The organism is Psychrobacter sp. UBA2514 (assembly GCF_002341255.1).
In the GTDB taxonomy this organism is placed as follows: Bacteria; Pseudomonadota; Gammaproteobacteria; order Pseudomonadales; family Moraxellaceae; genus Psychrobacter; species Psychrobacter pacificensis.
This window is the reverse complement of the sequence record NZ_DDNS01000030.1, coordinates 1-15,521: the sequence shown is the minus strand read 5'-3', so window position 1 is coordinate 15,521 and position 15,521 is coordinate 1. Positions and strand designations below refer to the sequence as shown.

Below are 15,521 nucleotides of genomic sequence, written 5' to 3'. Positions count from 1 at the left end.
TGTTTTATTTAGGATTGACTATAACCGTTATTTTTTAAAAGCGTTGTTGTCATTATTTTTATTTTCAATTTTTATATTGAAACTTATAAAAACTACCTTCTATACCTTATATAAACCGTTTGTGCTATCCAATTCAATTAGTGCTAACAGTCTATTAATGACATTGATATACTCTATTTAATTAAATAGTGTAGCTGATTTTAAGCGCCAAAGTTGCATGTAAAGCATCAGTTAACAATAAATTCAAATCTATCAGAGTTTGGCCATTCATGGCTGAAAAGAACAAAAATTATCTGGGTCAGCGTCTTATCGGTAAGATGCCTATCTTGCTGTCAATACTGAGTATAAAGCATGAACTACGGTGACGTGTTTCGCAAAAGCGATTTAGGTAGAGCAGAAATAAAGTCTCAAAGTCTCGGTATATTGCCGCGAGAAGCGAGAACATTGCTGATTATGATTGATGGCAAACGCACGTATCAAAACTACCTTGATACGCTTGATAATAGCAAAATGTTTGCTGATTTTGGCGGTGTTGGGCCTTTATTTGAGTTGCTTTTAGAGCTTGAGTGTATTGAACTGATTGGTGCTGCTAACGCTAGTTCGCAAATCCAAACAGCGCCTCAGGTATCTACTGTAAACGAAGCACCTACTGTTCCTCAAGTACCAGTCGCTAAGCAACCTCAATCTACAGACAACTCATTTGATATCAGTACTGAGATAGAGTTCGATCGTACTTTTAATAGCAAACCGCCAAGCAAAATTGCAGAGACTGGCAAAAAGTCTATCGGTAGTATGTTTAAGGCAAAAGTTGCTGGTGCCAACTATGGAACCCTTAAATCTGACTTGGCGACCTACATTGAAAAAAATGCACCACCTGCAGAAGCTTGGGGCTATTTACTGAGTCTAGAGCAGTGTGAGGACAGCGCGCAATTATTACTGTTGGCACAAGAAGTACAAAAGAGCAGTAACGCGAATCTAGCACGTGGTATGAGCAAATTTATGAAAAAAATTCAACAGTCACGTTAGTACGGCCATTGATGAGTGATTAGCAATACCTGCACCGCCTTTTTTATAAATCTAGCAAATTAATTGGAAAAAATTATGGAATCAGTCGATCTCTCAGAGTCAAATAGTCTAAAAATGCGGCAGGGTGAGCATATCATTTTGCGTCTGACTTATATCAGCCGTTACAACACTGATAATGCTAATGGTGAGGTCACTCGTATCCTTGAGCAGGCTCGGCAAAACAATGAGCGCAATGGCATCACTGGTGCGTTGGTGTTTAACCATAACTACTTTTTACAAAGTATCGAAGGGGCTAGGCCGGTTATCAATGGCTTGCTTAGAAAGCTTGTGCAAGATGAGCGTCATCATTCTCTACAAGTCATAGAATGCCGTGAGGTTGAGCAGCGTCATTGGAACAAATGGTCAATGAAGTATTTGATTCCAAGCGATGAGAACAAGGGGCTGGCACTGAAGTTTTCGACAGGTAACGAATTCAATCCTTATTTGATGAGCACCAATCAGATTATGATGTTGATTGACACCTTATCAGAGCTTCAAGAGCAAGAAGAGCAGCGTGCCTCTCAAAAGAAAAAACCGTGGTATGCCCTTGGTTAATTGAGTAATGCCTATAAATGCGATCCGCTTTCATAATATTTGTATAAGAGAACAAACATGACATCAACACACGCAGATGCCCATATCTTAGTGAGCATGACCTATGCTAGCCGTGCAAACCCGAATGTATCAGCGACCGATTTCAATGAAATATTACAGCAAGCACAGATAAATAACGCTGCTAATAGTATCACTGGGATGCTAACGTTCAATAAAGATTATTTTTTGCAGACGATAGAAGGCCCAAGAGCGCAAATTAATCGATTGCTATACAGTCTCATTTCCGATGAGCGTCATCACGACCTACAGATTATTGACACACGTGAGCTAAAGCATAGGGAGTGGGCGAAATGGTCGATGAACTATGCGTCTCCGACCGAAGAGAACGCCGCAATCTATTTAAAGTACTCTACGACTATTGGTTTTAACCCTTACCTGCTAAATGCTGAATCTGCTCATGGGTTGATGAATGAGCTGAGTGCACAAAAAGGCTAAATAAAAGTCGTTAGGGTTTAGACAAGCATTCGTTCGCAAGCTCATATACTTTTGCTACAGCGCCTAATTATTAGATGCTAATAAATCAGATTTATTAATATAGTGTATGAATGAATGTTATTTTATTAAAAAATGAAAAAGTACTAATATTCAGGGAATACCGCATTTAAGAAATACTATAGAAAATAGAAATTTGTTGAGTTAAGTTTTGATAAGTAATTATTGTCGATAGCCATTTGCTATATAAGGTATAATGAATGCTTGTGTTTGCCAGCAATATTTTTATTATTCATGTTTATTAAAATAATTATGAATAATCTTTGATTAATCAAAAATCAAATTAACCCTTAAAAACTATTAATTTTTGAATAATGAATGAGTCATCATTCAGGTATCTCAATAGGTACAATGTCTCTATTGAGGTGATATTTTTTATCCGACAGTTGGACTTACTATGAGTAAAAATAACGCAATTGATTTAGATAACTTAAACGTAGATGAACTACGTGCCATCAGCGAAAATGCACAGCAGCTTATTGCCAAAAAACAGCATCAGCGTTTGTATGATGCTTATATTCAGTTTGAGCAAATTGCAGAAGACAGCAACGCTACGATTGAAGAGATCTTAAAAGCTGGTGAAAAACTAGAGAAAAAACGCAGTATTAAGTATCGCAATACTGATAACAAGGAAGAAACTTGGACTGGTCGCGGACGTAAGCCAACATGGTTGGTTGAAGCGCTAGCAGCAGGTCGTGACCTTGAGGATTTTGCTATCTAATTAGGCTATCCAATTAGATAGTTTTGAGTCGTAACACAGTACGGGACGGAGCTTATCAGTCTTATGGATAATGGTTTATTTACAATCATTTAGTCATAAACGCTGAAGCTTTGCAAAATAAAAAAGCCAGTATCTCTATTGCCAATATTTTGGTAAAAAGATACTGGCTTTTTTTCTGTCATCTATAGGTCATTGTTTGTTATGATAATGACGTTTTTGTCTTATATAAGAGTTGTGCAACCGTGGCCCAAGTATCTGAGTTGTCTCATAAGCGTCCCCGCAAGCTTTGGTGGCTGATCGGATTTGTATTGTTTGCCTTATTTGCCCTATTGCAAATGCCAGCGGCATGGCTAGTCCAAAAGTATGCACCCAATACGCCTTATGTGCAGCATGTGTCTGGCAATGTATGGCAGGGCTCTGCCATTTGGCAAATTCCTCTATCATCGACACCGCTCACAGGGATGGCCAAATGGTCATGGCAGCCATGGCAACTGCTCACAGGCAAGCTTGGTGCCGATGTGACTATCAACTCAGAGCAAACGAGGTTGAACGGACAGGTAAAGCTGGGTTTAAACTCATGGCAAGTTGATGATATGAGCGGAAAGATTGCTCCTGAGACTTTGGTAAGTGTGGTTGATTGGCAACTGCCTAACACACCCATTCAAGTCAATGGCGTTTCGTTAAAGCGTCAGTCTAGCGACAATGCATCATCGGAATCCGCTGAGAATGAGTCTGCTAAAAATGCGGCGGGATTTAGTGAAGCTGATGGTCAGTTGACCTGGGTTGGCGGTGAAGTCGGCTATCCAAGTGGTGGTAAGGTTTTTTATATTACTATGCCTGCATTGCGAGCTGAGCTGAGTGCTGAGCAAAAAAACAATAAAAATCTGCTGCATATCAATCTATTGAATAATCAAGATAAGCGTTTGGGCGATCTGTATATAGACGGGGATAACATGCTAGATGTCAGTCTGACTCAGCGCCTACTAGAAAACATGCCTGAATATAAAGGGCAAGCACCGCAGGATACACCAGTCGTTAGTGTGCGCCAGCCGCTGCTAGCTGGTCTGGGGGCGCCCTAAATGTCAAATATTGCTGCCAGCTTAAAGCCTGTCGTGAATACTCTCAATCGTTTTTCAGGGTGGTTGTTGCTACTGGCAATTGCTTGGCTATGTTGGACAGCGGCGCGTCTTTTGTGGTTACTATTAGCAGCGCCCTTAGCACCAGCATTGCCGCTAGCCCCTTTGCAAAACAATACAAAGTCTGCCAATGACTATAGTGGTTTGTTTGCGATATTTGCGGACCCTGACCCTATTGCAGCGGCAGTCCAGCCACCACCCAATGTTGAGCTTAAAGGCGTACTACTCGCCATACCGGAGAGCATGTCTTCAGCGTTGCTTAACATAAATGGTGAGGTGAAAAATTACCGAATTGGTGATGAACTAAAAGATAGCGACTATATTCTTGTCGCTGTTGACTGGAATTCGGTTATTATCGCGGATGCCAATGATAAAGAAACCGTTATTAGCATGCCAGATGCTATGCCGCTAGATCAAGGTGACATGCTGGCAGGCGGCGTCAGTAATCAGCGTCTGCCGGACAATAATATGTTACCGACTACGCCCCAGACACTACAAGATACGCCGCCTGAACCGACAGAGACGAATAGTGAAAGCAGTCCGCAAACGGCGATTGAAGAGGCGGTCACCGCGCTGCAAGAAAATCCTGCCAGTTATTTAAGTAGAATGGGGGTGATGGCCTCAGGTGAAAGCTATCAAGTCACTGCAGCGATGCCGTCAAAATTACGCAATCGACTCGGACTGGAGCCAGGCGACAAAGTGTTGACAGTAAACGGGCAAAACGTGGGCAATAATCCTGCTCAGGATGCAAGCGTATTACAGCAAGTACAGCAAGCAGGCGAAGCACAAATCGAGGTTCAACGTGGTGAGCAAGTTATTACTATCCGCCAGCAGTTCTAATAAGACGGACTTTTAGCAAAGAGTGCTCGTTAAAAACTCAGTACATATGACGCAATATCACTGTAGGTAATTATCAATATGGTAAGTTTTCATCAATTTTCAGCCACACCGTTACACCGTATCCTGCCGCGTTTGATGCGCCTGTGTCGTCCTCTTTGCCTAGCGGTACCCTTATGGGCTGCTAGCATGGGCCTAGCGAGTGCTGAGAGCTGGAAGGTAAACTTACAAGATGCCGATATCAAAGCTTTTATTAATGAAGTGGCAACCATCACCGACCAAAACTTTGTCCTTGATCCTCGTATCAACGGCAATGTGACGGTCATCTCAAACAAAGCCTTATCGCGTGATGAGATTTATCAGCTATTTTTAAGTGTGATGCAAGTCAATGGGATTGCAGCGATAGAGTCAGGTACGACAATCAAACTGGTACCTGACAATGTCGCCAAGCAGTCTGGTGTCGCCGTTGATTTGCGCGGCAATAGTGTCGGTGAGTCGCTCGCAACCCGAGTGATTTATTTAACAAACACTCAAGCAGCAGAAGTGTTGGGCGTTATAAGACCTTTGATGCCGCAGTCTGCACATGCAGCAGCGGTGCCTGGTGTGAACGCGCTAGTGCTATCAGATCGCGCGGATAGCCTGAACCAACTCACGGCCCTTATCCGTGATTTGGATAGCAATATTAATGACAGTCTGCAAGTCATACCACTACGTCACGTCGATGCCGAACGTATGATGGAGCTGATTAGTGCCTTGGTGGCAAACGCTGGGAGCGGACAAGCACAAGGCGGTAATAATCAGCTCAAAGTGATCGCTGATTCGTCCAGTGATCGATTGCTGGTCAAAGGCAGCCCTGAGATGATTGCCAAAGTTCAGGAAATGGTTAATCAATTAGATACCACACCGACAAGAAGACTGAGCGGTTTACGTGTCTTTCGCCTAAAGTATGCCAGCGCCAGTCATATTGCTGATATGCTACGAGGCCTTTTGGCCAATCAATCGATTAATAGTGCTGGAGCCACCTCAACGTTAGAGTCCGCTTCTTTAAATGATGCCAGCAGTACAGGTGCCGCTATCAATAATGCGGCGAGTGACATCATCGGTAGTAGTAGCACAGCCGTTGTACCGACCAGCAGTACCAGTGGTGCGGGCACAGGCGTTGGTGGAAAACCCTTTAGTATCATCGCTGATGAGACGCAAAATGCCGTCATCGTCAATGCAGATCCTGAGCTCATGTTTGAGATTGAAGATGCCGTCAATCAATTGGACAGTCGCCGCGCACAAGTCTTGATTCAAGCTGCTATCGTCGAAGTTTCAGGCGATGATGCGACCCAGCTAGGCGTTCAGTGGGCGCTTGGTAATGCCAATAGTGGCTATGGCGTCGTCAACTTCAATAATGTCGGTGCTAGTGCGACCACCTTGGCCGCTGCCGCATTGGGTGGTAGTGCTGCTGCGGGCGCCGCAGGTATTAGCTCCGCTGCCAGCTCTATCGTTGGTGCATTGGTTGGGATTGGCGATAGCCGAAAAGACAGTCAGGGTAATACGGAATTTTATGGTGCCATTTTGCAGGCACTCGACTCTTCTACCAGTGCCAATCTATTGTCCATGCCGTCTATTTTGACATTGGATAATGAAAAGGCCAGTATCTTGGTTGGTCAAAACGTACCTTTTGTCACAGGTTCTTATACTACTAGTGGTAACAACTCAAACAACCCTTTCCAGACCATTGATCGTCAAGATATTGGTATCAATCTTAACGTTATCCCTCATATTGGTGATAATGGCACCGTACGTTTGGAGGTCTCACAAGAAGTATCTTCCGTCGTACCAGGTACTACTGGCAATGCTAGTGGTTTGACTACCAATAAAAGTCTCATTAATACAACGATTTTAGCCGATGATCAGCAGACCATCGCCCTAGGTGGTTTGATGCGTGACAATAGCACCACACGCCAGCAAAAAGTTCCGGGCTTAGGAAATGTACCAGTGATTGGCAGGTTGTTCCGCTCTGACAATGACAGTACTCAAAAGAGTAACTTGATTATATTTTTACAACCAACCATCTTACGTGATGGTGGCGCGGTTGCCAGTGTGACCGAGCGTAAATTTAACCAGATGCGTGTACTGCAATTGGTCATCGATAAAAATGGTACGATCAAACAGCTCCCTTTGAGCGGAACACAGGGCTGGGATGGTAATGTCGATGCAGACTATGAATTGATGCCGCTCAACCCCCTTATTCCTAAGCGCGATCAAACCCCGCGGTCAACCCCTCAAGGTTTCACTAAGGTAGATAGTCCCAACGATGGTATAACGACATATCCTCTCAATCGTTAAAGCAGTTATTAACCACCACTTTAAACAACTGATATATTAAATCAGCACAAGCCAATGTACGGTGTAATAAACAAAAATTACATCATACATTGGCTTGCGTATTCGTAACACAGCTAAACAGAGCGACCGTCGTATTTTACGTATACTAAACTTTAGTGAGATAAAAATAGGTATGCACATTTATATCCATAAAATTGGTGCTGTATCAATAGGTAGAGACAGTCATGGCAAATCATAAAAGGGGTAAAAGTTGGCTGGTCTTGGGTGCTGTGGCCACCGCCTTATTGATTATTCCTCGGCGTAGTAGTCGAAAATCCGATAAGGTGACTGACACTAATATCGCAAATTTAAAAAATAAGAATGCTCATCACGGGGATAAGGATACCCAGTAGGGCGCATAGCGCTTTATAGTAAACGAGGCATTGCTTGAATAAGCTGTTACTACAACCATGTGTATAATATGATGGTTGATAAGGTATTTTGCTAAACACGTTGTTTTTGGAGTGTATTTATGTCTGGTCCTGAGTCATCAAATAGGGTAAATCAAGCCTTGAGCAATTGTTATCCGCTCATTGATACCCATACACATTTTGATGCGCCAGTATTTGATAATGATCGAGAGCAACAGGTTCAAAGCGCTTACCATCAAGGTATACGTCATCTTGTGCTGGTTGGTTATCTTTATCAGCATTTTGAGCGTATGTATGACACTAAGCAGTTGATCGATAAGTTATCAAAGCGTTTTGGCATAGACACTGGCGAGCATAACGAGTCTGATTTCTGTACCCATATTGCGCTAGGCTTACATCCTTTTTATATCGAGCAGCATACTGATGCTCATTTGACAGAATTGGCACAAATGGTTGCGGATAGTCGACCATTAGCCATCGGTGAAATTGGCTTGGATACCTTTACTGATGCAATGAAAGAGCCTGATGTTTTTGATAAACAAAAGCGGTTCTTTAAGGCGCAGCTAGATACCGCTGTGACCCATCAGTTGCCCGTAATGCTTCATATTCGTAAGGCGCATGCCGAAGCGCTTGCTATATTAAAAGCGCATGAATACGATGCTCATACATTGGGCGGTATTGCGCATAGTTTTAGTGGCGGTGAGCAAGAAGCCAAAGCTTTTGTAAAACTAGGATTTAAGCTTGGTGTCACAGGTCAGGTGACCAACCCAAATGCCAAAAAACTGCGCCGTGCTATTCAGGCCGCTGTGGATACATATGGTATTGAGTGCTTGGTGATTGAGACAGACTGTCCGGACATGACGCCGATTATGTGCCAAACTTCAAATAGTCAGCAGTTGGCGCTAGGACAAAGTCCAGATAGCGACTCAAAAATGGCACATGCACACGATAGAAATATTCCTGCTAATCTGCCTTGGGTATTGTCGAGTTTAAGTGAGTTATTGGGTGTCTCACAGGATAAACTTGCTAAGCAGTTATGGCAAAATAGCTGCGATGCCCTAAAAGTAAACTGGGCCTACCCAACATAATTATTAAACTTATACTTAAAAGATGAAGTAAGCACAGTCAAAATATTTAAAAAGAGTATTTAAAAAGCTATGAATGAAACCAGACAAATTGAGCACCCAGTCGTAGAGCCAGTCACTACCGAATATGATAATGTACAAGCTAGCGTAGATGAAAAAAATGAGCAGTATGACCGCCGCTTTCAAGGTACGCGTACACTTTATGGCACGTCCGCTGTCGATACGTTTGCATCGTCGCATGTTTATATCATTGGGGTAGGCGGTGTTGGTTCTTGGGCGGCAGAAGCGCTGGCACGTACGGCAGTCGGTATGATTACCTTGATTGATTTGGACGTGTTGGTGGCCTCTAATGTCAATCGGCAGCTACCGGCGTTAGACAGTACGTTTGGTCAAAGCAAAGTTGAGGCAATGGCGGCACGTATTAAAGAGATCAACCCTCAAGTCACCTTAAATCTCGTTGATGATTTCTTGACCGTCGAAAACGTCGCAGCGCTACTGCCGGGTCGCCACGAAGCGAAAGCAGCCGCCGATCAAGGTAGGCCTACTGTGATTTTAGATTGCGTCGATGATATGAATGCCAAGCTGGCGATTGCCCTACATTGCCGTTTTAATAAATTAAAGCTGGTCTGTGCAGGCGGTGCAGGTGGTAAAATAGATCCAAGTCAAATAAGAGTGAGCGACTTGCGCGACAGCTATCAAGATCCATTGCTTGCCAAATTGCGTAATAAGCTGCGCCACGAAAAAGGCATCAATAGCGCGCTAAAAGAGAAGTTCGGTATCAAATGTGTTTATTCTACCGAGCCACCACATGTGGATAAGAGCTGCCAAGCAGGCGGATTACAATGTGGTGGTTATGGATCGGCAGTGGTCGTCACATCGGTGGTCGCAATGATTATGGTGAATGAAGCGTTACAATTATTGATAAAGCAGACGAGTCACCAATCGAGCGTCTGATATTATTTAATGGAGTCGATCTTGTCTATATCTAACTCACCTAAAAGCAGCTACCCAGTAGCGGTAGATGAAGTAGAGCGTATCAACAAGTTGAAAAAATATCAGGTACTCAATGAAGATGAGGAGCCTGCATTTGATCGACTCGTTGCACTCGTAAAGCTGTTTTTTGATGTGCCGGTGGTAACGATCACTTTTATGGATGAGGAAACGCAATATTTAAAAACAGCCTGCAAATTCAACAGTGAGACTGAGAGTGTACGTACCACAACACGTGAAGTAGCCTTTTGTAATTATACGGTTTTATCTAACGAAGTCTTTGTGGTGCCAGATGCATTGGAGGACAGTCGCTTTCGTCAGAACCCATTAGTTACTGGCTTGTCTCATTTGCGGTTTTATGCGGGTGCACCGATCATTTTGCATGAGGGCAATAAAAGTTACCGGTTAGGTTCATTATGCCTGATGGATACCAAGCCCAACCATAGCTTTAGTGACCAACAAAAAGAGATATTGGCGCAGTTTGCGATGATGGCAGCAGATGCGTTGAAGCTACAGGATAAAGAACGTGATGCCAAACACGCCAATGAGATGAAATCTAACTTTTTGGCCAATATGAGTCACGAAATACGGACACCAATGAACGGTATTATTGGTATGGTAGAGATGCTAGGTGACACTGAGCTTAGCGCTGAACAGCGAGAGTATGTAGATAACATCAAAGTCTCTAATGAGCATTTGATGGTGATTATTAATGGGATTTTGGACTTATCGAAAGTTGAGTCTGGAAAAATGTATATTGATTCTATCCCACTCAATTTATCTACATTATGTAATGAAGTGGTCAGCCTATTTTCTATTAAGGCACGTCAACGAGGTTTGACGCTAGATTACCATTATACCGAGTCGTTATCACCTTATGTAAAAGGGGATCCGGTACGTCTCAAACAAATCATTGCAAATCTTGTCAATAACGCGATTAAGTTTACTCGTGAGGGCGGGCGAGTGAGTATTGATGTCAAGCATATGGATAACTGCTATCGCGAAAATATTGACAAAAATAGCATGAGGCAGGAGACGTTAGAACGTAAGGCGGATAAAAATATGACCTTATGTATTGAGGTCACAGATACAGGTGTCGGTATAAAAGCTGAGTCATTGGAGGCAATATTTGATGCTTATGATCAAGCCAATAAATTCACGCATCGTCTCTATGGTGGTACAGGTCTTGGGCTCTCCGTCTGCAAATCTCTTGTCGATCTGATGGGTGGATATATTTGTGTCGATAGTACCGTAGGCGTTGGTACTACATTTCGAGTGTTATTGCCGCTACCGACTATTGATGAAGAGAAATACGAAGCATGGCAAGACTCTCATGATCTCACAATGGCAGAGCCTAGCCACGAGCGTGCAGGTCATATCTTATTGGTAGAAGATGATACCGTTAATGCCATTATTGCCAGAAAGGCACTGACCAATAGCGGTCATACCGTCACTCATGTGACTGACGGTCAACAAGCGATTGAAGCTTTTGCTTTGTTTCCCAAACGTTATGATGTCATCTTGATGGATCATCATATGCCGATTTTGGATGGTGTACAGGCCACTATTAAGCTGCATGAGCTTTATGACCCTCAAGAACTACCACCTATTATCGCTTTGACTGCCAATGCGATGGATGGAGAGCGCGAAAAGTACTTAAAAGTTGGTATGCAAGATTATTGCACCAAGCCCTTCAAACAGGAGCAATTAAACGCTTTAGTGCAATATTGGTTGATACAAAAGCAATTAGAAGAAGAGTAAGTCACAGGTCGTTATCATGATAATTGCCATGACAATGACTATTAAATATTAGGCGCGACTAACTAAATACTAGGCGCTACCAAACGTTAAAGGCGACTATGCGACAATAAATACAGCCGCTGTAAACACAAAAAAGCTTAACCGTTTATAGAGCGGTTAAGCTTTTTTATTAGTGATCAACACAACAATCTCAGCGATCAATCACGCTTATCGCGCTATTAGTTTACGCGAGTTTGGTAGTCACCCGTACGCGTATCAACACGGACGATTTCACCTTGCTGTACAAATAGCGGTACACGTACCACGGCACCAGTTTCTAGCTTAGCCGGCTTGCCGCCGCCACCTGAGGTGTCACCGCGTACACCAGGATCGGTTTCTGTGATTTGTAATTCAACAAAGTTAGGCGGCGTTACTGATAAAGGTGTGCCATTGAACAAAGTAATGGTGCATAGAGCATTGCTGTTCTCTTTTAACCACTGTATCGCGTCGCCCATCGCGTTTTTGTCAGCTTGAATTTGCTCAAAGCTTTCAGGGTGCATAAAGTGCCAAAACTCACCATCATTGTATAGATAGTTCATTTCCGTATCCATCACATCAGCCGCTTCTAAGCTGTCGCCTGATTTGAATGTTTGCTCCAGTACTTTACCACTACGAAGATTACGCAGCTTAACGCGGTTAAAGGCTTGACCTTTACCGGGTTTGACAAATTCGTTTTCAAGAATGGCACAAGGGTTGCCATCCAGCATGACTTTTAGACCAGCTTTAAATTCATTAGTAGAAAAACTTGCCACAAGAGACTCCTAGGGGTTGTAGATATGGTAGTAGATAGATATGAGGCTGGCTGTACCAAAAGTTGCTGCCAAGCCAAGTGCTTACGTATTAGCGATATACTTTGATAGGGTAGACACTAAGGGCGTATAATATCCGATTTTGGGCACAGGTAGTAGGCTGTCATGATAAACCATTTAATCACACAAAAAAACTGGCAAACGCAATTATCGGAAGCCATTACCTCTGTTGACGAGTTGCTCAGTCTCCTAAAACTCGACTCACTACGTGCAGAGGTCTATGTGCCGAAGCATTTTGAGCTGCGTGTGCCGCGCGGCTTTGTGGCAAAAATGACTGTGGGCGACCGTGATGATCCGCTATTAAGACAAATACTGCCAGACCAACAAGAGCAAATCAACGTCACAGGCTATGTAGCAGATCCTTTAAGCGAAAACAGCCAAAACCCTGTCAAAGGAATGCTGCACAAGTACCAATCAAGAGTATTACTGACGATTACTGGGGCGTGCGCGATTCATTGTCGCTACTGTTTCCGTCAGCATTTCGACTATAGCGCCAATATGCCAACTGCTGATGCAAAAGAAAATATCATCAACTATATCAGCGCGCATCCTGAAATCAATGAAGTGATTTTGAGCGGGGGTGATCCTTTAAATGTGACCAATAGACGTTTATTTGCATGGTTAGATACTTTGGAATCTATTCCGCAGCTGACGACAATTCGACTGCATACTCGTCTACCGCTGGTTATTCCAGCCCGATTGGATGACGCACTATTAGACAGACTGTCTCAAAGTCGTTGCCGTATCGTGATGGTCATTCATTGTAATCATGCCAACGAGATTGATGATCTGACAGCAGAGTACCTTCAACGTGCTCGCGCAGCTGGCGTGACGATGCTAAATCAAGCCGTACTATTAAAAGGTGTTAACGATAATATCGATGCTCAGACAGAATTAAGCCAGCGTTTGTTTGCTTGTGGCGTACTACCGTATTATTTGTACGTATTGGATAAGGTGGCTGGTGCCGCGCATTTTGATAGCGACGAGCGGTCGTCAATTGAGCTTTACTGGTCGATATTGGCAGCATTACCGGGATATTTGGTACCTAAGTTGGTCAGAGAACTGCCGAATAGGCCATTTAAGGTGCCGATTGATATTTACAAACATATTTAATGCAGGCAATATAGGGGTGCAGAAAAAACCTGTTAAAAAGAGACGATTGTTGATAAAAATTGGTCAGTGACTGATTTTTTATAAGAAGGGGGTCGCGGTATCAGGCATTATATTGATAGAACGCCTAAAATATATTGTCTAACAATAAAACGTCTATCGTTCATACCCATAGTCTCTTTAAAACAATACACAGTTTGCATGCTTTTTACCTGATATTGCTCTACTTTGTGTGGTTGCATACTTGCCTCTTGTCAACTTACTCAGAGTGACCAACAGTGAGTAGGAATACTGATGATAACTTTATCTAAGTTTCAAGAAGCCCTTTCTTCCAAAGAGCCACTAACAACGCCAAACCAATCAGTGAGCGGCCAAGAGCATCATTTGCTCAAACTATTGACAACGCTATCTTCACAAACCCAAGAGCAGCAAGCTGAGCACCTAGAAAAAGTTCTCTCCGTATTATGCGAGGCCAATATAGATGAGCTTCAACTCCTTAAACTGATGACGGCTGTGAGCGATGCTTCAGATCGGTTGATTGCCACGTTACGACAGCAGTATATTTATGAAACAGGCGCGCTGAGTGAGGTGCAGTTGGTTTATGTGGCTCAAGTAAAATCCTTGCATTATTTAATTATTTTGGCTTATGACAAGGTTGTACGTCGTCAAGAATTAATATCAAACAGTCAGCCAAAAAATATTTTAAAGAAAGGTTTTCCGCGCTATTTTAATACCAATAAAAAGCGCGCCAATACGCTTACGGTTGCCATTTATCAGTCGCTACTGAGGTACCACAAGCTATTGTGTGAAGAGGCACTTTGCTATCGCAAGCCATCAGATTATCTCTGGTTCAGAATTAATCAGTTGTACCACCTCGCTTATCAACAGCGTGTGTCTCATCTCGAGTTGAATCGAGAAACAGTGACACCCTACACAAATAGTATTCATCAGCTTTATTGCCAAATATGTTTGCATAGTTTATTGAATGTATGTGCCATGCGTCGTCCTAATGTTCTATTGGTACAACGTTTATTGCCTGAATGGTCTTATTATATTGTTGCGACAATAGAACCAACGACGGAAACACGCGTGTTCGTAGATTTACAGAGTGATAAACCACCAACGTATCTAACGCCCAACTCTGAGATAAATCCCTATGAAGATTGCTATGACTGTTTGTTTTTAGAGCTGACTCCTATGGTGCAGTATTTTAATTCACGTAGGCAGCTATCCACTGAGAGCAGTAATGTGGGGATAGGACACGGTCTGTTGAATACAATATCAATGACAGTCAGTTATCGTTATCTACAACCACAGCTTACGCTGCCTACTAAATATAGTCTCAAACACCGTGCGAGTTTAATCGCTGGTTTTAACAGTATCCATCACCATGTTGCTGACTCAAGCAGCTTTGCTAGCTTGATAGCAATAGATGAGTTATCCATAGACGAGCGCCCTCGTTATGACACGGTTAATGCAGAGCAAAACAGTAATAGCGTATTAGACATAGAGGTGTTTGACAGCCATGACAGTCTGTCATTATTTCGTACACTGCGATTGGTGCCAACAGTAGATGTCTTGAATGAAGAGCATGTTGGAGAGGAAGCTCTTGATATGGATATGATAGATGGCGAGCTTTTTGCAACCACACCGCCATCATTACATATCATGAGTTTGTTCTTACTCTGTCAACCTGATGTGACAGAGCAGCCTGATCGGTCAATAGGGGTGGTGCGTTGGCGGCATTTTGATACCAAAGACAAAGAGGTTGAATGGCAATTGCTTGGTCATCAGATTGTGGCATGCGGGTTGCGCTTGGAAGGGAGGGACCCACAGAAGCATTGTTTTGTGCCAGCGCTGATTCTGGGTAAGGATGAGCAGCTGCAAACCATGAGTTCGCTGATTGTACCTTCGTCTTACTTTCAGCCTGATGATAGAGTCATCATGCGTATCAGCAGTAAACAAACCCATCTACGTTTGGGTCGTAGATTGATGATAACTGAAGGGTTTAGTCAATACGAAATAGCAAAATAATGTCTATTTATGTATTTATAGTGAAACCATTATAAAAATGGTATAGCAAGATTAAACGCTATTTTTCGCAGCCTCTGGAG

Annotated in this window: 13 protein-coding genes; 12 read left to right on the top strand and 1 reads right to left on the bottom strand. The window is 43.0% G+C overall.

The features are described 5' to 3' along the window. Nucleotides 1–351: 351 nt before the first annotated feature. From B3V51_RS08885 to B3V51_RS08840, 10 genes are all read left to right on the top strand, one after another. Entirely contained in the window at nucleotides 352–1,026 is a 675-nt protein-coding gene (locus B3V51_RS08885) for a hypothetical protein (RefSeq protein ID WP_212564246.1), read from the top strand. Nucleotides 1,027–1,101: 75 nt separating this feature from the next. Further along, the gene (locus tag B3V51_RS08880) at nucleotides 1,102–1,620 is read left to right on the top strand and encodes a BLUF domain-containing protein (RefSeq protein WP_212564247.1); all 519 of its coding nucleotides are present in this window, start codon (nucleotides 1,102–1,104) and stop codon (nucleotides 1,618–1,620) included. A 57-nt stretch (nucleotides 1,621–1,677) separates the two neighbouring features. Further along, complete coding sequence (locus B3V51_RS08875) at nucleotides 1,678–2,115, top strand: BLUF domain-containing protein (RefSeq protein ID WP_093070607.1); 438 nt, start codon at nucleotides 1,678–1,680, stop codon at nucleotides 2,113–2,115. Between the two features lie 454 nt (nucleotides 2,116–2,569). Beyond that, nucleotides 2,570–2,893, top strand: a complete 324-nt coding sequence (locus tag B3V51_RS08870) for an H-NS family nucleoid-associated regulatory protein (protein ID WP_186473828.1) — start codon at nucleotides 2,570–2,572, stop codon at nucleotides 2,891–2,893. 242 nt (nucleotides 2,894–3,135) lie between these two features. Next, nucleotides 3,136–3,972, top strand: a complete 837-nt coding sequence (gene gspN, locus B3V51_RS08865; protein ID WP_212564248.1) for a type II secretion system protein N — start codon at nucleotides 3,136–3,138, stop codon at nucleotides 3,970–3,972. Next, complete coding sequence (locus B3V51_RS08860; protein WP_286708290.1) at nucleotides 3,973–4,869, top strand: type II secretion system protein N; 897 nt, start codon at nucleotides 3,973–3,975, stop codon at nucleotides 4,867–4,869. It abuts the gene before it with no gap. 78 nt (nucleotides 4,870–4,947) lie between these two features. After that, entirely contained in the window at nucleotides 4,948–7,203 is a 2,256-nt protein-coding gene (gspD, locus tag B3V51_RS08855; RefSeq protein ID WP_286708289.1) for a type II secretion system secretin GspD, read from the top strand. A gap of 511 nt (nucleotides 7,204–7,714) precedes the next feature. Continuing rightward, nucleotides 7,715–8,701: a TatD family hydrolase gene (locus B3V51_RS08850; RefSeq protein ID WP_286708288.1), complete on the top strand. Its 987-nt coding sequence runs from the start codon at nucleotides 7,715–7,717 to the stop codon at nucleotides 8,699–8,701. Between the two features lie 69 nt (nucleotides 8,702–8,770). After that, a complete protein-coding gene (locus B3V51_RS08845) occupies nucleotides 8,771–9,652 on the top strand; it encodes a tRNA threonylcarbamoyladenosine dehydratase (RefSeq protein ID WP_286708287.1) in 882 nt (293 codons plus the stop codon). Nucleotides 9,653–9,673: 21 nt separating this feature from the next. Beyond that, nucleotides 9,674–11,449 carry a GAF domain-containing hybrid sensor histidine kinase/response regulator gene (locus B3V51_RS08840; protein ID WP_286708286.1) on the top strand — a complete coding sequence of 592 codons (1,776 nt, stop codon included), beginning with the start codon at nucleotides 9,674–9,676 and terminating at the stop codon, nucleotides 11,447–11,449. Between the two features lie 218 nt (nucleotides 11,450–11,667). Here the strand turns inward: B3V51_RS08840 and efp are convergent, their stop codons facing one another. Next, on the bottom strand, nucleotides 11,668–12,240 hold the full coding sequence (gene efp, locus B3V51_RS08835; RefSeq protein WP_058025610.1) for an elongation factor P: 573 nt from the start codon (nucleotides 12,238–12,240) through the stop codon (nucleotides 11,668–11,670). Between the two features lie 162 nt (nucleotides 12,241–12,402). On the opposite strand from efp, the gene epmB reads away from it, so the two are divergent. Then, the gene (gene epmB, locus B3V51_RS08830; protein WP_286708285.1) at nucleotides 12,403–13,410 is read left to right on the top strand and encodes an EF-P beta-lysylation protein EpmB; all 1,008 of its coding nucleotides are present in this window, start codon (nucleotides 12,403–12,405) and stop codon (nucleotides 13,408–13,410) included. A 291-nt stretch (nucleotides 13,411–13,701) separates the two neighbouring features. Next, a complete protein-coding gene (locus tag B3V51_RS08825) occupies nucleotides 13,702–15,441 on the top strand; it encodes a hypothetical protein (protein WP_286708284.1) in 1,740 nt (579 codons plus the stop codon). The last annotated feature ends 80 nt before the right edge of the window (nucleotides 15,442–15,521 follow it).